The organism is Roseinatronobacter sp. S2, assembly GCF_029581395.1.
GTDB lineage: Bacteria > Pseudomonadota > Alphaproteobacteria > Rhodobacterales > Rhodobacteraceae > Roseinatronobacter.
Window position 1 is genome coordinate 1,803,261 of record NZ_CP121113.1, and the last position, 20,170, is coordinate 1,823,430.

Sequence of the window (20,170 nt, forward strand, 5' to 3'; positions counted from 1 at the left end):
TGCTTTGTCAAATCCTGATTAATATGGTCGGGTAATATTGTGCAGATCAGCTTAATCTTGGTGCTTGCCCTTGCAACCGGCCCGAAATTCGGACCAATTGTGCCAAAGTTTCTTTTAAGGCGGGCAGGGGGCCTTGGTCATGGTCACGGTGGCGATAAACGGGTTCGGGCGTATCGGGCGCACAGTGCTGCGCGCCTGGTTGCAGGGCGGGTGGCCCGATGTCCGTATCGTGGCGATAAACGACATCGCGAGCGCCGAAGATTGCGCCTATCTGTTTGAATACGATTCGGTTTTTGGCCCGTTTCGGGGCAGCGTTGAACTGCGCGATGGCCAGATGATCGCCGCCGGACATTCGCTGCGCCTGACACATGCGGCAGATTTGTCGCAGGTCGATCTGTCTGATGTTGATCTTGTCATGGAATGCACCGGTCACGCAAATACCACCGATATTGCCTGCCGGGGCATTCGTGCAGGCGCGCGCCGTGTCCTGATATCCGGCCCGTCGGATGCAGCGCAGGTGACTGTGGTTCTTGGGGCGAATGAAGATGCCCTCAGGCCGGAACATGACCTGATATCCAACGCGTCCTGCACCACCAATGCGCTGGCACCGCTTGCAAAGCTGCTGGATGATTGCTGGGGCATTGAGACAGGATTCATGACCACAATCCACTGCTACACAGGCAGCCAGCCCACCACCGATGCCCCGCGCGGTGATCCGGCGCGGTCACGCGCGGCAGCACTATCCATGGTGCCAACAACCACTAGCGCGCAACATCTGGTCGAACATGTGTTGCCGCAGTTGACGGGCCGTTTGCTGGGGGCTGCGGTGCGTGTGCCGACAGCGTCTGTCTCGGCGGTGGACCTGTCGGTCATGTTGTCGCGCCCTGCGACATTGGAGCAGGTGAATGATGCCTTGCGCGATGCGGGCGGGGTGGTTGGCTGGACCGATCGTCCGCTTGTGTCCAGCGATCTGCGCGCCCGGCCTGAGAGCATTGTCATGGCGTTGCCCGAAACCCGCATGACACAAAACGGCATGCTGCGTGTCTTTGGATGGTATGACAATGAATGGGGTTTTTCATGCAGGATGCTGGATATGGCGACGCGGATTTTATGATGATAACTTCGATTTTTGTTGCATTATCAGCGTGAATGCAGCAAATTATGTGCGCGACGTTACCACTATCGACCACTGTTCTCCGACTTCGGCCACAGTCACTTCGATCTTGCACTGACTGAGCCGGGCTGCCGCATAACGTGGGTAGCATAACTACTAGGAGACATCACTATGGCCAACGGCACAGTGAAATGGTTCAACGCCACCAAAGGTTACGGTTTCATCCAGCCCGAAGGCGGAGCAAAAGACATTTTTGTTCATATTTCGGCTGTTGAGCGCGCAGGTCTGCGCGGTCTGGAAGATGGTCAGAAAGTGACCTTCGATCTGGAAAAAAGCCGTGACGGTCGTGAATCGGCCTCCAATCTGGCGCTGGCATAAGCCATATCTGCCTTATTTTTGGCACGATAGTCTGGAAAACCGCCCATTTTTTGGGCGGTTTTTGTTTTTTACGGTGAAATGATCGTGGACTCCCGCCCGTTTGTGGCAATTCCGACTGCAAGCCCACATGTTCTTTCACATGCAAACCAAACTGAAACGCAGTGAAACTGCAACGAATTGTGATATGGTGCTTGCCACCGATCTTGATGGAACATTTCTGGGTGGCACGGCCACAACACGCAAAACCCTGTATGACTGGCTGCGCGCCCAAGCCCCCCGGACACGCCTTATTTTCGTGACAGGCCGTGATCCTGATTTTATCAGCGATCTGTGTGCCAGCGGCGAAATTCCGGCACCCGAATATGTGATTGGCGATGTCGGCACGACTATTGCGCGGTTCACGGACGGGCGTGTGCAGCCCCTTGTCGAACTTGAAGCCCCGATTGCGGATCTGTGGCGCGGGCATGGCGAAACCGTGCGCGAACGGCTGCATGGTATCTCTGGGTTGAAGCTACAGACCGCGCCTTTCCGCTACCGGCTGTCCTATGAATATGGTGCAGGGTTTGACCCTGATAGCCTTGGTGTCTTGCAAGGGCTGAATGTGGATATCCTTATATCGCACGGGTGTTTCGTCGATATTCTGCCCAAAGGTATCAGCAAAGGGCCATCCCTGCTGCGGCTGATCGCGCATCTGGGCCTGCCTGCGGACCGTGTACTGGTCGCGGGTGACACGCTGAACGATCTGTCCATGTTTCAGACGGGCCTGCATGGTGCAGTCGTCGGCGGTGCCGAGGCGGACCTGCTGGCGGCCACGCGCACGCTGTCCCGCGCGCGTCACTGTGCCCAACCGGGCGCCGGCGGCATAATAGAGGCGATCAGCGCATTCGCCCTGCATCCTAACCCCCCGAAGGTGACCCTATGAAATCCGATCTTGTCATTGTCTATCATCGTCAACCCTATGAGGAAGTGATTGAGGGGGGGAAGACCCGCTACCGTGAAAATTCCAGCCCGAATGGCATTGTCCCCACGCTGAAAGGGTTTTTTGGCACCGCGAAACGGGGGGCATGGGTCGCATGGAAGGAATGCGAAGATACATCCGACCCCGGTTTTGATCCGGTGATCGAAATATCGGACAGTTTTGGCACCTATACCGTCAGCCGTCTGCCCCTGACCAAGGAACAGGTCAGCAGCTTTTATCATGTCACATCGAAAGAGGCATTCTGGCCCATTCTGCACGGTTTCAAGGAACGGTATAACTATGACCCCGTAGACTGGCCGACATTCCGGTCGGTCAACTGGGCCTTTGCCGAGGCGGCGGCGGAACAAGCCACCGATGACGCGGTGATCTGGATTCACGACTACAATCTGTGGCTGGTGCCGGGGTATTTGCGCCAGTTAAAGCCCGATGCCACAATCTGCTTTTTCCACCACACGCCGTTTCCGGGGCCGGATATGTTCAATGTTCTGCCATGGCGGGGTGAAATCATCGACAGTTTGCTTGCCTGCGATTCGGTGGGTTTTCACATTCCGCGCTATGCCCAGAACTTTGCGGCAGTGGTGCGAAGCCTGAAAGCGGCGCGCCTGACGGACGAGGCTGAAACACCGCCGCGCATGTTGGCGACAGGTGGTGCGTTGAATGACCGGCTGACACCGCTGGAACTGGATGTGGCGGGCGAGCGCACGCGCATCCACACCAACCCAGTGGGGGTGAATTTCGACCATATCCAGACCCTTGCCGCAAAGCCGGAAGTGCAGGACCGTGTTGCGGAAATTCGGGCGGAACTGGGCGATTGCAAACTTGTTCTGTCGGTGTCGCGCACGGATTACACCAAAGGCAATATCGAGCAGCTAGAAGCTTTTGACCGCCTGTTGCAGCGCCGGCGCGACCTGCATGGCAAGGTGCGCCTGATGCTGGTGTCGGTGGGTGCGAACCTGAATATGACCGCCTATGCCGAAATACAGGAGCAGACAGAATCCCTGTCCGGGCGAATCAACGGCACCTATGGCAGCTTCGACTGGCAGCCCGTGTCGCTAATTTCGCGCGCCATTCCGTTGGAGCAGTTGGTCGCCTATTACGCCGCCGCAGATGTTGCATCCATTACGCCCTTGGCAGACGGGTTGAATCTGGTCGCATCCGAATTTTGCGCCGCGCGCGATGACCGTCCGTTTGCGTCCCTGGTCCTGTCCGAATTTGCGGGTTGCGCCGTGCTACTGGAAGGGGCCGTGCCGGTGAATCCGTTTTCGGCGGGGTCAATGGATAGCGGGCTGGAACAGGCACTTGCAATGACCCGCGAAGAAGCAACAGCGCGCATGCAGGCCCTTAGGACCTCTGCAAAGGCATGGGATATAGGCGCCTGGACACAGCGCGAGATTGCACATTTCCAAAGCCTGCGGCTGGCCCGCAGTAAAGCGGCACCAGTGTTGAATGCACCAAGTGCCGCTTGATCGGCGGATAACACAAAGTTTTTGAAATTCGTGCAGGCGGGCGCGTTGATACATGATATAGGACGAACCGGCACCCTGCTGGGGCTATCGGATTTTACTATTGGTCACGCCCTATTATCATGTCCCGCTCTTACCTGACGCATATGACAGATGCCGCCGCGCAGGCGATCATGGATGCAGATCAGTCTTTGCACGATCTGCCTGCGATGCTTGCGCAGCGCTGGCCGTCTGCGCCCGCGCTGGAAATGGTGTTGGCTATTTCATCCGCCTGCGACGCGATTGAGCGGATGTATCGGTTGCAGGGTGTATCTGCCGGGCGCGTGGAGCAGGCGTGGCGTATTGCGGCACTTATCGGCGCGCAGGTCTATGCAGCCCAGAAGCTGGAACAACCCCACGGCACTGCGGCGGAACTGCTGGTATTCTGGAACCAGTGATACAAGCGTTCAGTGAGCATAGTATAAGGCGACCGCCGGTTTTCGGGCCGGTGCATGTCGCGTGACGCCAAGCGGTCGCGACATGCTGTGCGTGATGTCTGGGTTCAGGCTTTGGTGCCGGATTTTGCTTCATACTCGGCAGCTTCGGCCAGCCATTCCGCGGCATAGTCCACGTTCTGCCATTCTTTGAACCATGGCCCGCCGCGGGTATGGTGAACAGCCTGCGGAAACCCTTCGGCGGGTTTGTCATACCAGCCTTCCAGCCAGTTCCAGCCGGTGGGCAACGCGCCGATTTCGTCGTCTTTTGCCCATTGCATCCGGTGCAGATAAGCCCCGCTTTCGCGGTTCACCAGTTCCGGCGTCAGCTGTTTGGTCGACGGGTGGGCGCAATTCATCAGCATGAAGGACGACCAGTTCTTGCGCGGATAGGCCGATTGCGGCACGCCGTCCATCTTGGTGGTTTCTTTGGGCGTGTAATCGTGCTGGACGCACAGGACCGCGTATTTCGGGTCCATATATTGCTGCAATTCCGCGACATCGCCGAAGAACAAAAAGTCGCAATCGACAAAAATCGCCCAGCCGTCATATCCGGCCAGATGCGGGACAAGGAAACGCGAATATGTAAATTCGGTTGACGCCAGCGGGTCGATATCACGGGTATACAGCCCCTGATCGACCAGATCCTGCAATTTGATGGGGATCACTTCGACCGGGATCGTGGCATGCTTTTCAAGCGATTGTTTGGCAACCTGATAGGCAATATCCTCTCTCGAGTCCCAACCGATATAGACGCGAAGTTTATCCATGGATAATCATCCTTTTACATGTGCGCGCATCGATATGTATGTAACAACTTCACCCATAGGGTGAAACCCAAAAACAGCCCGACACAGTTGAACTCGGCGGCCTTATGTCACGACGGGGCAGGCAGAATCGACAAGATGGACGACAGCGCCTTGTCCAGCGGCATCATATTCTGATGTTGCACCCGATGCGCACCGGCAATGAAGGGCGCGCGAAAATCAAGGGACTGCGCATCGCACACGGTCTGTGCCATCTGGGTGGCATCTTCTACCAGCCGCGCGCCACCTTCGGCATGCAGCCTGTCATAGGCTTCGCGAAAATTGGCAACGGTGGGGCCATGCACGATCATGCAGTCCAGCGCCACGGCCTCGAACGGGTTTTTGCCGCCCAGTACTCTGTCGGGCAGCGGCAGGGATTGGCCGGTATAGGCAACAGGTGCCAACCGATACCAAAGCCCCATTTCGCCGATGCTGTCGGCAATATAGACAGATGTTTGCGGGGTTATCGCATCCCCGACGGACCGGCGGGCCACCGCTGCGGGGCCAAAGCGTTCGACGGCCAGTGCTTGGGTCTTGTCGGCATCACGCATCTGGCGCGGGGCGATAATCATCAACATATCGGGCACGCGTTCGCAGGCCAATGCATGCGCGTCAAACAACTGCGGTTCCTCTACTGCGCGGGTCGATGCGGCCAGCCAGCGCGGGCGCGCGCCCATGGCGGCGTCAAGCTTCTCGCGTTCATCAGGGTTGTCCGGCAATGCATCGGATGCCGCTTTCAGCACGCCTGTCACCTGTAGCTTGTCCATGGGCGCACCCAGTTCGCGAAACAGATCATATGATCGGGAATCCTGCACATGGATTTCGTCAAACAGGTTCATCAGCCAGCCATTTGCCGCAGGGGCACGCCGCCTGCGCCGGTAGCGGCGCGGTGTGACATGGGTGTTCAGCAAGATCATTGGACAGCCCCGCGCCTTGGCGGCCAGCAAAATGCGCGGCCACAGATCGGCCTCGGCAATGGCTGTGACATCGGGGCGCCAGTGGGTCATGAAGCGTCGCACTGCGGCGGGGGTGTCCACCGGCATATATTGATGAATGACGCCATCAGGCAGCGCGCGTTTGGACAATGCCTGCGCAGAGGCTTGCGTGATGGTTGTCAGCAGGATTGTCGTGTCTGGCCGTTCTGCGCGCAACCGCGAAATCAGTGTCAGCAATGCCACGGATTCGCCCACACTGACACCATGCATCCAGATCAATGGCCCGGCTGGGCGGGGTTGGCTGGCATGGCCCCATTTTTCTGCCAAACGCGCGCGGTCTTCCTTGCCATTGCGCGCGCGTGCACCAAGCACCAGCGCCCAAAGCGGCGGCGAGATGCGCGACAGCGCCATATAAAGCGAAATAAGGGCAGGTTTGCGCATTTCAGTGTCCAACGATCCTATTGCGTGGCCTAAGTGACCCATCAGGCAAAAACCCGCAAGCAAGGATTAACAGGCTGCGGCATTCTTGCCAGATCACGCGGACGGGGCTGCGGGTGTCAGAACAGGATGGATGGCAACCAAAGAACCAGACCGGGGAATATGAACAGCAGCGCAATCGCCACAATCTGCAATATCACAAAAGGAATTGCCCCTTTGTAGATCATGCCCGTGCTGACGGAATTGGGTGCCACCCCGCGCAGATAGAACAGGGAAAACCCGAAAGGCGGTGTCAGGAATGACGTTTGCAGGTTCACCCCGATCATCACGCCCAGCCAGACCGGATCGACGCCCAGCAGCAGCAGCGTTGGCGCGGTGATGGGCAGAACGATGAAGATAATTTCAAACGTGTCCAGAATAAAACCCAGCACGAACATGATGATCATGACGGTGACCATCGCGCCCATCGCGCCGCCCGGCATGGTGGTCAGGAATTCACGCACCAGATTGTCGCCGCCCATCTGGCGAAAGACGATGGCAAAAACGGATGCACCAAACAGGATGATAAAGATCATCGATGTTACCACGGCCGTGCGCCGCGCCACCTCGGTAAAGACCCTGAACGACAACCGCCAGCGCATTGCGGCCAGCAGCGTGGCCCCCACAGCGCCCACCGATGCAGCCTCGGTCGGCGTGGCGATACCGCCAAGGATGGACCCCAGAACCGCACCGATCAGTAACAATGGCGGGACCAGCGCAAACAGGATCTCTTTCCACAGGCCCGCCTTTTCTTCGGGGGGGACAGGGGTTGCAGGGCATGATTGCGGGTCGGTGATGGCCTTGAAAATGATATAGCTGATATAGAGCGCCACCAGCAGCAGGCCCGGAATCATTGCGCCTGCGAACAGATCACCCACCGACACGGTCTTGGGGGCAAAATTGCCAAGGCTCATCTGGACTTGGCTGTTCATGCCCGCAATCATGTCCCCCATGAAGATCAGCACAGTCGATGGCGGGATGATCTGGCCCAATGTGCCCGACGCGCAGATTGACCCGCAGGCCAGTTTCGGATCATAGCCCGCGCGCATCATCGCAGGCAGCGAGATCAGCCCCATGGTGACCACAGTTGCCCCCACCACGCCCGTGGACGCCGCCAGCAGCGCGCCCACCAGAATAACCGAAATGCCCAGACCCCCGCGCATATTGCCAAACAGCCGCCCCATGGTGGACAGCAATTGCTCGGCAATATTGCTGCGCTCCAGCATGACCCCCATGAAGATGAACAATGGCACCGCGACCAGCACTTCGTTGATCATGTAGCCGGTATACCGCCCGGCAAGCGCGCGCAGGTTCGACATGTCGAACACGCCGAAATACAGCCCCATATAGGCAAACAGAATGGACGTGCCCGCCAGCGTGAACGCCACCGGAAAGCCCAGCAGCAAGAAGCCAATGACCCCGAAGAACATCAATCCCGCAAGGATTTCACCGATCAGCACAGGATCCATGTCAGGCTTGCTCCGTATCGTATTTATAGTGGTAATCGGCGGGTATCAGGTCTTCACGGTCTGCAATAATCAGGATGGACCGGATCGCCATGGCAATGCCTTGCAGCCCGATGGTTACTGCGAATACCAGAATGAAACTTTTCAGCACGAACAGCCCCTGCATGCCGCCGGGGTTGGATGATGCTTCCACAAGCCCGATGGAACGCATCACGAATGTATAGCAATAAGACCAGACAACCCACGCAAAAGGCAGCAGGAATATGCACACGCCCAACAAATCCAGCCATGCCTTGCGCAGGGTCGAGGCCGGCCTGTAAAAAATATCCACCCGCACATGATCATTGCGATACAGCGCATAGCCCGCGACCGCCGTGAACATCATGCCGTTCATCCACGGGTATAAATCCTGCATCCACAGGCGTGTGGTGCTGAACATATAGCGTTCCACCACAACCCAGAAACAGACAATCACAATACCGGTGGCCAGCCACATGAAGAGATTGCCAAGCACTCTGTTGATCAGGTTGATCAGGCGCATCAGATAAGAAAGCGCTGTCACGTCATCCTCCAAAGCGGGGGGCGGAAGGGGGTAAGGGTCGTGTGAAAATGGTCCTGACACGGGCCAGGACCATTTGTCATTCTATGCTTGCTCAGGCAAGCCCAAGCTTAACCCAGATCGGAAATATCGAAATATTTCTGACGTGCCAGTGCGAAGGTCAGGTCGGTGTTTTCCGTCCGTGTCCGCAACAGGTTCAGGTTTTTGACAAATCCTTCGGCAACGCGCTTGCTGATCGGGTCCGCGCTGTCCAGAATTTCCACCAGCAATTCGCGTGATGCGTTTGCACCTGCTTCCAGAATGCTGTCGGGCCAGTCGCGGTGCACGGTCACGCCGTGGTTGTCGACCATGTCGGCCAGCGCGATCGGGTCATTGGCATAGAATTCTGACGGCACTTCGTCATATTCCGCCTGACAGGCATCGCGGATGATGGCCTGCAAATTCTCTGGCAGGGCCTGATACTTGGCCTTGTCCACGACCAGTTCTGTGGCCAGGCCGGGTTCAATGAACGATGATGTGTAGTAATGCTTGCGCACCTGATGGAAGCCAAGCGCGCGGTCATTATAGGGACCGACGAATTCAGCCGCATCCAGCGCGCCCGATTGCAGGGCTGCAAAAATTTCGCCACCGGCAAGGTTGGTCACACTAGCGCCCATCTTCTGCCAGACCTGACCACCCAGACCCGGCGTGCGGAAGCGCATGCCCTGAATATCTTCGATGCCGGTCAGTTCGTCCTGGAACCAGCCGCCCGCCTGTGTGCCGGTGTCGCCGGACATGAAGCCTTGCAGACCGAACTGGTCATAGACTTCGTCCCAAAGTTCCTGACCGCCCAGAATGCGCATCCATGCCGCCAACTCGCGCGATGTCATGCCGAAGGGCACACCGGTAAAGAAGGACAGGCCCACGGATTTGTTCTGCCAGTAATAGGCGGCGCCGTGGCTCATCTCGGCAGAGCCGTCGATAACGGCATCCAGCGATTGCAACGCGGGCACCATTTCGCCTGCGGCAAACACTTCAACGGTCAATGCGCCATCGGATGCGGCGGTAATGCGGTCGGCCACACGCTGCGCGCCTGTGCCCAGACCGGGGAAGTTGCGCGGCCATGTGGTGACCATGCGCCATGTAATCCGGCCCTGCGCGACAGCAGGTGCAGCCAGCGAAGTCGCGGCAGCCGCACTGCCCCCGAGTGCCGAGGTTTTCAAAAAGGAACGACGATCCATGATTTCCTCCCATGGTGTTTTTTTATCATTCACACGCCATTGATGGCGGGTGTCCCCTATAGACCATAGTGCGGGGCAGGATTGAACATTTTTTTTGCGCGGGCAAACACTTTGCTTTCGCACCCGCAGGCGCTAAACGATGAAACCTTGCGCCCGCGCCACATGGTCAGGTCGGCGGCGGGTTCACGCGATCTGCCTGTGCGCGCGGCCGCGTGCGCCTGATATTGATCCAGTTCGCCAGAACAATGATCGCCGCACCTGCGAAAACCAGCGGATCAAGCGCTTCGGCATACAGCCAGACGCCCACAAGCGCGATCAGGGGCAGGCGCAAAAATTCCATGGGCGCCACGGTTGATGCGGGCGCAAGGCTAAGTGCGGTGGTCAGGGAATAGTGCGCGCTTAATCCGGTTATGCCGATGATTGCCAGCCAGGGCCAAATTGCCGCAGGGGGCCATGTGAACCCGCCAATCTGCGCCAGCGCCAGCCCGAACACCGTTTGCAGTAGTGTCATCCAGAACAAAACGCATAAAACCCCGTCATGGCGCATGATGCGTTTTGTCAGCATCAGGTTCATGGCAAATCCGACAGCGGCCAGAATTGCCGCCAGATGCCCCGAGTTCAAGGGTTGCACGCCAGGTTGTGCGACAATCAAAACCCCCACAAAGCCCAGACAGGCCACAGTCAGGCGCTTGCGGGTGAACACCTCTCCCAGCACCAGCGGGGCCAGCAGGGCCACCCAGATCGGCATCGTGAATTCCAGCGCGACCAGTTGGGACAACGGAATGACCATCAGACCGTAAAACCACAGGTTTTGTCCCGCGAAATGGAAAATATTGCGCGTCAGGTGCAATGCGGGGCGGGTCGGGCGGATCACGGGGCCAACGGTTGCAAGGGACCGTGTGGAAACCACCACAAGGACGCAGACAATCGCGAACCCGATAAGCGAGCGCCAGAACATCAGTTCAAACGAATCCAGCACCGTCTGGATTGCACGGCCGGACACGGCCATCGCGATAAAGGATGCGATGGCGCCGCACATCCAGAATGCGGCCTTGATGGGGTGGTTGGGGGCTTGGTTCAACTTTGCCTCGGGGGTTTTACACGTCGCGCAGGTGTAAGCCACCAACTGGCCGCGTCAACGCCAAAGATGCGCGCGACTGGCCAGCAGCCCTTGCAGTTTTGCCAGCATGCGCAAGGCGGGCGCTTTGGGCAGGCCGCCACCTTGCAACCTTTCCACCGCCAGTTCCGGCGGGCAGGGCAGGCCCGTCAGCGGGTCGATATAGCGGGGATAATCAATCAGCGTGGCATGCACGAATGCTGCCAATGTGGGGCGCGCGCACCTGCGTTCCGGCACATCGCCCAGATCGCGCGTCAGCCCCCAGCCCGCATAGAAAGGCGCGCCTGTTGTGGTGACGGGGACACCGCGCAACAGCGCTTCGAACCCGAATGTGGATGTCATGGTCCACACCTCCTGCACCTGATCCAGCAACCATGCGGGGTCTGCGCGCCCTAGCACCATGTCGGCGAATTGCAGCGCGGTGTCGGCGGGCAGGGCGCCGGGGCGCAGGCCCGCTTCGACATCGGGATGGGGTTTATACACGATCACGGCGTCGGGATTATGGGCGCGCACTTCGCGCAGCAATGCCAGATTGGTGGCGATCCGCCCTGCGCCCAACCGGACTGACGCATCATCCTCGACCTGACCGGGCACCAGAATGCGGTGTCCATCGGGCAGGGCGGGGGTGGTGCCTTTCAGGTTATACTTGCTTAGCGCGGCCTTGCGGATCGCAGCTATCAGGGTCAGTGCGCGGGCTTCGCCACCGGCAGGCAGGGGGCGCGACAGCAGCTGTTCCAGCCGCGATGGTGTGCGCGGGTCATAATACAGGCCCATATCATCGGCAATCAGGGACAGCGGCGGTGTCAGTTCCGCCCCCAACCCGCGCGAGCGTAGAAAGCCATCCTCAACGCGGGTCACCGGCCCATCGGGCGCGGGTGTTGTGCCCCAGACCATCACGCGCCGCGCGGTGTTTCCCTTGTGTCTGGAAATGTGTCTGGCAAAATGCAACCTTGTCCAGCGCCCGAAAAATGCCTGAAGATGTGGGCGTTTCCACAACCGCATGTGCAGCGCGACATATCCGCGATGATCCTCTCTCCATGCGCGGATCAGGGCTTCCAGATGGTCAGCAACATCCTCGAACTGGCACAGGCAGTCGCGGCACGGGTCATACCATGTGGGATAAAGCAGCATCGCACCCGCGAAAAGCTGCGCGCGCGTCAATATGCGGCGGCGGCGGGGATGGGGTATCTGGTCCTGCGTCAGTCCCCATCCGGCATAGAAGGGCAGGCCGAAAACATGGGGTCTATGGCCTGCGAATATGGCTTCGAACCCAAGCTGTGATGACACAGTGTAGACTGCAATCGCCCCGTCCAGCAGCGCCCAGCCTGATGGCATGCTGTCCATCAGAGTGATATTGGGGGATGTGCAGTCTAGCGGGCCGAAATAGCCGCGCCGCAACCCGCGTGCCGTTTCAGGATGGGTCTTGATGATGATGCGCGCGCCGGGGTGGTCCAGTTGTGCCTGCACCAGCATTTCGCGGAACACATGGTCCGGGACTGCGCCCGAAAGCCCCCCGTGGCGCAGCGCTGCGTCATCGCGCACCTGATCGACGACCAGCACATAGCCCGGCGGTGGCAGGGCGGCATCTGGATCATGTGCTGCGTATTTGCACAGACCAAGCGTCTTCATCCGCGCCATGCCACGGCGCGCGCGTTCGATCAGCGCGTGGTCATCAAAGGGGTGCGTGGCCAGCAGGGTTTCCAGATCACTGGGGCGCGACGGGTCGTAATGCACACCGCTGCGATCGATCAGCAGGCCAATCGGCGGCTCGCCCATGCGACCGGGAAAAAGCGAGCGTAGAAACGCATCCTCGATGCGAATAAGGGATGCGCCGGTGCGCCGTGCCACTCCCTCGCCGCGGGTCGCGCGTGGGGCATGCCCCCACACGGCGACAATCCCTGTGCTGTCCGGCCATCCCAACCGGACGCGCAGGCCCGCCAGACCCATGATTTTGCGGATGCGGCGCGCTGCGGGGCGGGGGCCTAGAAAGCCCCCGCTGAAGGCATGGATGTCTTGCGGCCCAAAGGCGCGCATTGGCTCAGTCGCCGGTAGCTGCGCTGCGTGCGACAGATGCAGCCGTCAGCGACCCTGTCAGCGCCGAAATCTGGCGAGCCCACAGGACGGAACTTGCTTCGGTCACGAAAATGGTGTCGCCATCGCGGATTTTGAAATCACGCGCGTCGAACATGCCTGTGGGCGCAGTCAGATCCAGAACATAGACGAAGCGCTGATCGGTCACGATGTTCTGATGACCCAGAATGGATTTTGCGACTTCGGGCACTTCATCGCGGAAGATAAACACGCCCTTGGGGTCCGCGCGCAGCGGGTCCAGCCCGCCAACCATGGCGAGTGCATCGATTGCAGAAATGGTCTGTGTGTCAAATACCATGCGACTGGATGCGCCGGTCGCGCCCAGCACCGAGAATGCACGCTGATCTTCTTTTACCAGCACACGGTCGCCACCGCGCAACGCGATATCGAGCGACGGATTTGAGAAGATATCCGCCAGCCACGCGCTGTCCTGCCGGTTTCCGCGTGTCACCAGAACCTGTGCGGTTTCCAGCGGGATGTTGATGCCGCCCGCCTGTGCAACCATTGCACTTAGCCGCCCCGTCGCGCGCGTAATGGGATAGACGCCCTGCACATTGACACCGCCGGACACCGACACGCTTGACCCGTCGCCCGCTTCGCGCGACACCACGACCTGCGGTTCCGGGGTCTGTTCGTCAAGTGCCTGTGTCAGGATACGGCGCAACGCATCAGGGGAATGGCCTGCCGCGCGCACGCGCCCTGCATATGGCACGAAAATAAACCCTGCATCATCGACCTGCAATTCCTCGATGATGGCGTTATTGGCGGTTTCGGGGGCCAGCAACCCTTCGGGGACGTTTTCATAAACATTCAGGCGGATCGTGTCACCGGGACGGATTGTGTCGCCCCCCACCAATGCGCCTGCCTTCAGCGCGTGGCTGAACCCAAGTGCGGCAGGACGGTTTGCGGCCTGTGCGACCTGCCGTGTGACCCCGATAATATGCGCATCGCCCGACCGCATGACCGACCCGGCAAATATTTCGTTCTTGGTGGGGCCATCGCGGGAAACGCCACACGAAGACGCGACAGCCAAAGCCGCCAGAAGGGCCATTGAATGACCCCATTTTAAAGACAAAGCAAACACTGCTCGGGCTCCTTTGAAAAGGACATGCCTCTGTTAATTATTCTACATTCATACAGGCTTGGGGCGTTTTCGCCAAGCGGTTTAATGGCTTGGCGGTTACTTCACCTTGCGCACCTGTTGCCTTGGTGCCGCGTCGCCGCGCAAAAGCGCCGTATAGGGGTCATCAGGGACCAGCATCAAATCTACTACATGTCGCATCAATTGCCGGCGGCCCCGCAAAGAATAGTATCCACCTGGAACTTGTGACGTTTCCAGCAGGAAGCGGCGGTAATCCCTGTAGGCGCGTGCATCGGGGCGGGCGGGGTGTGCGAAAAATGCCTCTATCCCCTGATCTGATACGAATTCCGGCTTGTCATAGACCGCGCGGCCAAAGATTTTCAGTGGCATTCCGCGCCATAAGACCTGCTGCGCAGCCGTGGAATTTACCGTCACGGCAGACCGTGCGTGGTTCAGAAGTGCGGCCAGTTTTCCGCCGCGCACGAAATGCACGCGCCCCTTCAGCCCGTGGGCCTGTATCAGTTTCACAATCGCCGCCTGTAGCGGCGCGCGCCCGTCTTCCATCGGGTGCGCCTTGATGACAAGGTGATGATGGCGCGGCGCACCCTTGGCAAAACCGTCAAACACAAGTTCCAGAAATTCAACTGTTGTGGTGAACGGACTGTGCGCCTGAAAGCTGCTGTCATGTTCAAGCTGCAACAACACCAGATGATAGGGAAACCCGCCATTGCGAATGCGCCATGACGCAACGCGGCGCTGCAACGATGTCAGCGGCATGGCCCAAAGCCGTTTCAGATACAGCGCGAATTCCTGCGCCACGCCAAGCGCGCGATGGGGGCGGAAATGGCGGTAGCGCTGGTTCAGTGCCAGCACACAGAAATGATAAAGCGCCCCGTAAAAGATATGATGGCGCATATCCCCCCAATGGGCGGGCGGGTCAGGCAGTTCCAACTCGCTTTTGCGCAGGGCGCGGCGCATGGCCCGGATGGACATGTCCATCAGCGCGGAATTCCCGTTGGAGCCGCCGCGTTCATAGGTGATCCAGTAGGGGCGCAGGTATCCTTCTTCAAAGACATGGATTGTGACACCGGCGGTTTTTGCAATGCTGACGGCTTGTGCATGGATGGGGCGCACATCACCATAAAGAACGATATCGGTTACCTGATGGCTGGCCAAAATTTCGCGGAACCTGTCGGGCCAGTTTTCCGGCGTATCGGTAAAGGGCAGGTAATGCGCCTTGTCGCGCCAGAATACGGCATCGCCCTGATTGAAGCCAACGCGCCAGACCTGCGCGCCGGTTTGCCGCAGCATTCTGCCCAATCTGTTGAAAAATGGTCCATGTGGTCCCTGTAACAGCAGGAAGCACCGGCCCTCGCCACTTATACGCATGTCACACCAAGCCTGCAATTGCTTCACTTACCAACAAAACGCCGTATTCCCAAACCCTTAAACGCCAAGCGCCAGACTGTCAGCAACATAGTAAACAAAAACGGCATCACTATGGCAGGCTTGCCATCGCACAAGCTGCGGTCTAGGTCAGGAAAACGCGGCAACAGAAGGCATCAGGTCATGTTCACAGGCATCATTACGGATATTGGCGTTGTTTCGGATCTTGTGCAGGAAGGGGATCTGCGCGCGCGCATCCGCACATCTTATGACACGGACAAGATTGATCTGGGGGCGTCCATTGCCTCGGACGGGGTTTGCCTGACTGTGGTGGCACTGGGGCCGGACTGGTATGAAGTGCAGGTATCGGCGGAAACCGTGGCCAAGACAAATCTGGGTGCGTGGAAAAACGGCCGCCGCGTCAATCTGGAACGCGCGCTGAAAGTGGGCGACGAGTTGGGCGGGCATATTGTGTCCGGCCATGTCGACGGACTGGCAGAGGTGGTGGCGCTGAAAGGCGAGGGGGGCAGCACACGGCTGCGCCTGCGTGCCCCCGACAGCCTTGCGGGGTTTATCGCGCCCAAAGGGTCGGTGACACTGAACGGCACTTCCCTGACGGTGAATGAAGTTGACGGCGCTGAATTCGGGATAAACCTGATCCCGCATACCAAACAGGTCACGACATGGGGCGATGTGGCGCTTGGCGACCGCATCAATCTGGAAGTTGACACCATGGCGCGCTATGTCGCCCGCCTGCGCGACTGGGACAGGATGGACAGGTCGCGCAAGGCGTCCTAGACTGCACCCATGACAGATGATTGGGTTCAGGACAGTATTGCAGAGCGTCGCGCCGCAGAGGCGTTGATAGTCGATGTCGACGGGTTCGAAGGCCCGCTTGACCTGCTGCTGATGCTGTCGCGCACCCAGAAGGTGGATTTGCGCCGCATCTCGGTGTTGCAACTGGCCGAGCAATATCTGGTTTTCGTTGAAAAAGCGCGGGAATTGCGCATCGAACTGGCCGCCGATTATCTGGTGATGGCGGCCTGGCTGGCCTATCTGAAATCGCGCCTGCTGCTGCCACCGGACCCGACCGAAGAAGGCCCGTCCGGCGAAGAACTGGCCGCGCATCTGGCGTTTCAGCTGGAACGGCTGCAAGCCATGCGCGAAGCGGCCGCACGCCTGATGGGGCGTGACCAGAAGGGGCGCGATTTCTTTGCGCGTGGCGCGCCGCAACCGCTGGCGGTGAACCGCAAGACCGTGTTTGACGCCAGCCTGCTGGACCTGATGCGGGCCTATGCGCGGCTGCGCACCCGCGACGAATTCCGCCCCTATGCGTTTGACAGAACCGATATCTACCCGCTGGAGGCCGCATTGGAGCGGTTGTCACGCATGGTGCCGGGGGCTGCGGACTGGACAAGTCTGCAAGCCTATCTGCCCGAAGGCTGGCGCGGTGCGCCCGCGCGCAAAAGATCGGCCATGGCATCCACATTTGCAGCCACGCTGGAGCTGGCCAAGCAAGGCCAGATCGAATTGCGCCAGTCCGACACCTTTGCCCCCTTGCATTTGCGCAGACGGGCAGGGCAATAAGACGCCATCATGAGCCAGCAGCCCGCAGACACCAGTGACAAAAGCCTGTTTCCCGCGCCCCCCATGGCCGAGCAGGAGCGTATGATCGAAGCCATCCTGTTTGCCAGCACCGAGCCGCTGTCGCAGGCGATGATTGCGGCGCGATTGCCGCATGGCTGCGATGCTGCGGAAGCCTTAGCGCATCTGCGCACGCGCTATCAGGGGCGGGGCGTCAATCTGGTGCGGGTTGGCGATGCCTATGCCATGCGCACAGCCCCCGATCTGGCATATCTGATGCAGGCTGAACGTGTGGAAATCCGCAAGCTGTCCCGCGCGGCGATAGAGACATTGGCGATCATTGCCTATCACCAGCCTGTCACCCGCGCCGAGATTGAGGAAATCAGGGGTGTTGCGGTTTCGCGCGGCACAATAGACCAGTTGCTGGAGCTGGAATGGATTCGTCTGGGGCGCAGGCGGATGACACCGGGGCGGCCTGTGACCTTTGTTGTGACGACAGAGTTTCTGGATCATTTCGGGCTGGAATCATCGCGCGATCTGCCCGGCCTTCGTGAATTGCGCGAGGCGGGCCTGCTGGACAGCCGGCCAATGCCCGGGCGCGATGCGCCTGGCGATGACGAGGATGATGACAGCCCTGAAACCGGACAATCCGAATTGTTCGAGGATTGAGGGCGCGTGTTCCGAAAGGGGGCCTTGGAGGGCTGCCGCCCCCCAAACCCCCTGCCTCAAGGGGGGCAAGCCCCCCTTAAGAAACCCGGATTTTCGGGGATATTTGTGCCAGAATGAAACTGCAATGGTTCCAGTTCTGTGCGAGGGCTGCGCGATCAGGTGCCGCGGTAGGGTTCCACATATTGCAGCGCCATGTCCCATGGAAAGAAAATCCATGTGTCCTGACTGACTTCGGTGATGAATGTGTCGACCATGTCGCGACCCTGTGGTTTGGCGTAGACGGTGGCGAAATGTGCTTTGGGATAGAGCCGGCGCACAAGTTCCAGCGTTTTTCCGGTATCGACCAGATCGTCGATGATCAGGATACCTTCGCCGTCGCCCATCATTTCGGGCTGCGGTGATTTCAGCACTTCGGCGCAGGCCTGTGACTGATGGTCATAGGATTTGACGCTGATAGTGTCGACCACGCGAATGTCGAGTTCGCGCGATATGATCATGGCAGGAGCAAGCCCGCCACGGGTGATGGCGACGACCGCCCGCCATTGCCCGCCATCGGGGCCTTGTTTGTCCAGCCGCCAGGCCAGTGCGCGACTGTCACGGTGAATCTGGTCCCAGCTGATGTGGAAGCCTTTTTCATGGGGCAGGCGGTCGGTCATGTCAGGCGTCCTTCTTGCCGGTGACAACATCGATGTCGGGGGCGTCAACCGCTTTCATGCCGACGACATGATAGCCCGCGTCCACATGCAGATTCTCGCCCGTTGTGCCGGACCCGAGATCCGACAGCAGATAAAGTGCAGCCTTGCCGACTTCTTCTTGTGTGACATTGCGGCGCAGCGGCGAGTTCAGTTCATTCCATTTCATGATGTAGCGGAAATCACCGATACCGCTTGCCGCCAGCGTCTTGATCGGACCTGCGCTGATGGCGTTGCAGCGGATGCCGTCCTTGCCAAGGTCTTCGGCGATATACTTGACGGACGCTTCCAGTGCAGCCTTGGCCACGCCCATGACATTGTAATGCGGCATCACCTGTTCGGCCCCGTAATAGGTCATGGTCAGCAGGCTGCCGCCATCGGGCATCAGCTTGGCCGCGCGTTTGCACACAGCCGTGAAGGAATAGACCGAGATGTCCATCGTCATGGCGAAATTGTCGCGCGAGGTGTCCACATAGCGCCCGCGCAATTCGTTCTTGTCCGAGAACCCAATTGCATGGACCACGAAATCGATGCTGCCCCAGAGTTTTTCCAACCCGTCAAACACCCCGTCAACCGAGGCCATGTCCGTCACGTCACACTCAAAGAGATGCGGCGTTCCCAGACTCGCGGCCAGCGGCAGCACGCGCTTTTTCAATGCCTCGCCCTGATAGGCGAAGGCCAGTTCGGCACCGTGCTCGGCAAGGGCTTTGGCTATGCCCCATGCAATGGACTTGTCATTTGCAAGCCCCATGATAAGGCCGCGCTTGCCGCTCATCAATTGTGCCATTGTCCTGTCGCTCCTTGCTGGTAAGCTGTTAATTCTGCTTTAGGCCAAGCGCAGGGGCCGCGCAAGTCAGCCTGTTTGGGGGAGAAGGCATAAAATGTGATCCCTATCTTCGCATTCGAGTGCCGCAATCCGTCCTTCAGGGGTTGCGCAAACTGTGCGCATCATGAATACAAATGGCACATTTTCATTTTGTCATAATTTTAGAGGAGATCGAAGCATGGCAAATGCGATGCGCGTGACCCCCTTGAAATTAGGGACGGAGGATACGTGAGCACGCGAAGCGGAATTTTTGCAGGTGATGACCCGTTTGCGCTTGCCAGGTCCTGGTTGGCCGAGGCGCAGGCGGTTGAACCCAATGACCCCGATGCAATTGCCTTGTCCACGGTGGATGCCGATGGTCTACCAAATGTAAGAATGGTGCTGTTAAAGGACATATTGGACGACAGTTTTGTCTTTTATACCAACTATGGCAGCGTCAAGGCGCAGGAAATTGAGGCAGCGGGCAAGGCGGCATTTGTCATTCACTGGAAATCACTGCGCCGGCAAATACGGGTTCGGGGCGTGACTGCGCGCGTTGAAGGGCAGGAAGCCGATGCCTATTTTGCCTCTCGCTCGCTCAAGAGCAGGCTTGGCGCGTGGGCCTCTCGTCAGTCGCAACCATTGGGGGCACGCACTGATCTGATGGCAGAGGTGGCACGCCAGACCATGCGTCACGGGACCAACCCGCCGCGCCCGCCATTCTGGGGCGGTTACCGGATATCGCCGGTTGAAATCGAATTCTGGGCGGATGGCGATTTCAGGTTGCATGATCGTTTCCGGTGGCACAGGACAACGCTTGCCGATGCGTGGACTGTCACGCGACTATCACCTTGATCGACGTGCGCGTGGCGTTA

Annotated in this window: 20 protein-coding genes; 9 read left to right on the plus strand and 11 right to left on the minus strand. The window is 59.0% G+C overall.

What is annotated here, in order from left to right; genetic code table 11:
* Positions 1 to 139: 139 nt before the first annotated feature.
* The 5 genes from P8S53_RS08555 to P8S53_RS08575 all read left to right on the plus strand — a co-directional run bounded on the left by P8S53_RS08555 (position 140) and on the right by P8S53_RS08575 (position 4,371).
* Entirely contained in the window at positions 140 to 1,114 is a 975-nt protein-coding gene (locus P8S53_RS08555) for a type I glyceraldehyde-3-phosphate dehydrogenase (RefSeq protein WP_277803546.1), read from the plus strand.
* A gap of 171 nt (positions 1,115 to 1,285) precedes the next feature.
* On the plus strand, positions 1,286 to 1,492 hold the full coding sequence (locus P8S53_RS08560) for a cold-shock protein (RefSeq protein WP_277803547.1): 207 nt from the start codon (positions 1,286 to 1,288) through the stop codon (positions 1,490 to 1,492).
* A gap of 139 nt (positions 1,493 to 1,631) precedes the next feature.
* Complete coding sequence (locus P8S53_RS08565; protein WP_277803548.1) at positions 1,632 to 2,414, plus strand: HAD family hydrolase; 783 nt, start codon at positions 1,632 to 1,634, stop codon at positions 2,412 to 2,414.
* Positions 2,411 to 3,937, plus strand: a complete 1,527-nt coding sequence (ggpS, locus tag P8S53_RS08570; RefSeq protein ID WP_277803549.1) for a glucosylglycerol-phosphate synthase — start codon at positions 2,411 to 2,413, stop codon at positions 3,935 to 3,937. The genes P8S53_RS08565 and ggpS overlap by 4 nt, the downstream gene beginning before the upstream one ends.
* 119 nt (positions 3,938 to 4,056) lie before the next feature.
* Positions 4,057 to 4,371, plus strand: coding sequence for a hypothetical protein (locus P8S53_RS08575; protein WP_277803550.1), 315 nt, complete (start codon positions 4,057 to 4,059; stop codon positions 4,369 to 4,371).
* A gap of 104 nt (positions 4,372 to 4,475) precedes the next feature.
* Here the strand turns inward: P8S53_RS08575 and P8S53_RS08580 are convergent, their stop codons facing one another.
* The 9 genes from P8S53_RS08580 to P8S53_RS08620 form a co-directional block, all read right to left on the minus strand.
* Complete coding sequence (locus P8S53_RS08580; protein WP_277803551.1) at positions 4,476 to 5,177, minus strand: hypothetical protein; 702 nt, start codon at positions 5,175 to 5,177, stop codon at positions 4,476 to 4,478.
* Positions 5,178 to 5,284: 107 nt separating this feature from the next.
* Positions 5,285 to 6,589 (minus strand): 3-deoxy-D-manno-octulosonic acid transferase, encoded by a 1,305-nt coding sequence (locus P8S53_RS08585; protein ID WP_277803552.1) that lies wholly within the window; start codon positions 6,587 to 6,589, stop codon positions 5,285 to 5,287.
* A gap of 116 nt (positions 6,590 to 6,705) precedes the next feature.
* The gene (locus tag P8S53_RS08590; protein ID WP_277803553.1) at positions 6,706 to 8,094 is read right to left on the minus strand and encodes a TRAP transporter large permease subunit; all 1,389 of its coding nucleotides are present in this window, start codon (positions 8,092 to 8,094) and stop codon (positions 6,706 to 6,708) included.
* Between the two features lies 1 nt (position 8,095).
* A complete protein-coding gene (locus tag P8S53_RS08595) occupies positions 8,096 to 8,653 on the minus strand; it encodes a TRAP transporter small permease subunit (RefSeq protein ID WP_277803554.1) in 558 nt (185 codons plus the stop codon).
* A 107-nt stretch (positions 8,654 to 8,760) separates the two neighbouring features.
* The gene (locus P8S53_RS08600) at positions 8,761 to 9,870 is read right to left on the minus strand and encodes a TRAP transporter substrate-binding protein (RefSeq protein WP_277803555.1); all 1,110 of its coding nucleotides are present in this window, start codon (positions 9,868 to 9,870) and stop codon (positions 8,761 to 8,763) included.
* Positions 9,871 to 10,036: 166 nt separating this feature from the next.
* On the minus strand, positions 10,037 to 10,951 hold the full coding sequence (locus P8S53_RS08605) for a DMT family transporter (protein WP_277803556.1): 915 nt from the start codon (positions 10,949 to 10,951) through the stop codon (positions 10,037 to 10,039).
* Between the two features lie 54 nt (positions 10,952 to 11,005).
* A complete protein-coding gene (locus P8S53_RS08610) occupies positions 11,006 to 13,021 on the minus strand; it encodes a capsular polysaccharide biosynthesis protein (protein WP_277803557.1) in 2,016 nt (671 codons plus the stop codon).
* Between the two features lie 4 nt (positions 13,022 to 13,025).
* Positions 13,026 to 14,129 (minus strand): polysaccharide biosynthesis/export family protein, encoded by a 1,104-nt coding sequence (locus P8S53_RS08615; RefSeq protein ID WP_277803558.1) that lies wholly within the window; start codon positions 14,127 to 14,129, stop codon positions 13,026 to 13,028.
* Positions 14,130 to 14,258: 129 nt separating this feature from the next.
* Positions 14,259 to 15,548, minus strand: a complete 1,290-nt coding sequence (locus P8S53_RS08620; protein ID WP_306417789.1) for a capsule biosynthesis protein — start codon at positions 15,546 to 15,548, stop codon at positions 14,259 to 14,261.
* 180 nt (positions 15,549 to 15,728) lie between these two features.
* On the opposite strand from P8S53_RS08620, the gene P8S53_RS08625 reads away from it, so the two are divergent.
* Genes P8S53_RS08625 through scpB form a run of 3 tightly spaced genes read left to right on the plus strand, consistent with a single transcriptional unit; the run spans position 15,729 to position 17,798 of the window.
* A complete protein-coding gene (locus tag P8S53_RS08625; protein ID WP_277803560.1) occupies positions 15,729 to 16,343 on the plus strand; it encodes a riboflavin synthase in 615 nt (204 codons plus the stop codon).
* Between the two features lie 9 nt (positions 16,344 to 16,352).
* Complete coding sequence (locus P8S53_RS08630) at positions 16,353 to 17,132, plus strand: ScpA family protein (RefSeq protein WP_277803561.1); 780 nt, start codon at positions 16,353 to 16,355, stop codon at positions 17,130 to 17,132.
* Between the two features lie 9 nt (positions 17,133 to 17,141).
* A complete protein-coding gene (gene scpB, locus P8S53_RS08635; protein ID WP_277803562.1) occupies positions 17,142 to 17,798 on the plus strand; it encodes an SMC-Scp complex subunit ScpB in 657 nt (218 codons plus the stop codon).
* Positions 17,799 to 17,953: 155 nt separating this feature from the next.
* Here the strand turns inward: scpB and gpt are convergent, their stop codons facing one another.
* Both gpt and fabI read right to left on the minus strand, forming a co-directional pair.
* Complete coding sequence (gene gpt / locus P8S53_RS08640) at positions 17,954 to 18,454, minus strand: xanthine phosphoribosyltransferase (protein WP_277803563.1); 501 nt, start codon at positions 18,452 to 18,454, stop codon at positions 17,954 to 17,956.
* A gap of 1 nt (position 18,455) precedes the next feature.
* Positions 18,456 to 19,277 (minus strand): enoyl-ACP reductase FabI, encoded by an 822-nt coding sequence (fabI, locus tag P8S53_RS08645; protein ID WP_277803564.1) that lies wholly within the window; start codon positions 19,275 to 19,277, stop codon positions 18,456 to 18,458.
* Between the two features lie 267 nt (positions 19,278 to 19,544).
* On the opposite strand from fabI, the gene pdxH reads away from it, so the two are divergent.
* On the plus strand, positions 19,545 to 20,150 hold the full coding sequence (pdxH, locus tag P8S53_RS08650) for a pyridoxamine 5'-phosphate oxidase (protein WP_277803565.1): 606 nt from the start codon (positions 19,545 to 19,547) through the stop codon (positions 20,148 to 20,150).
* Positions 20,151 to 20,170: the final 20 nt, after the last annotated feature.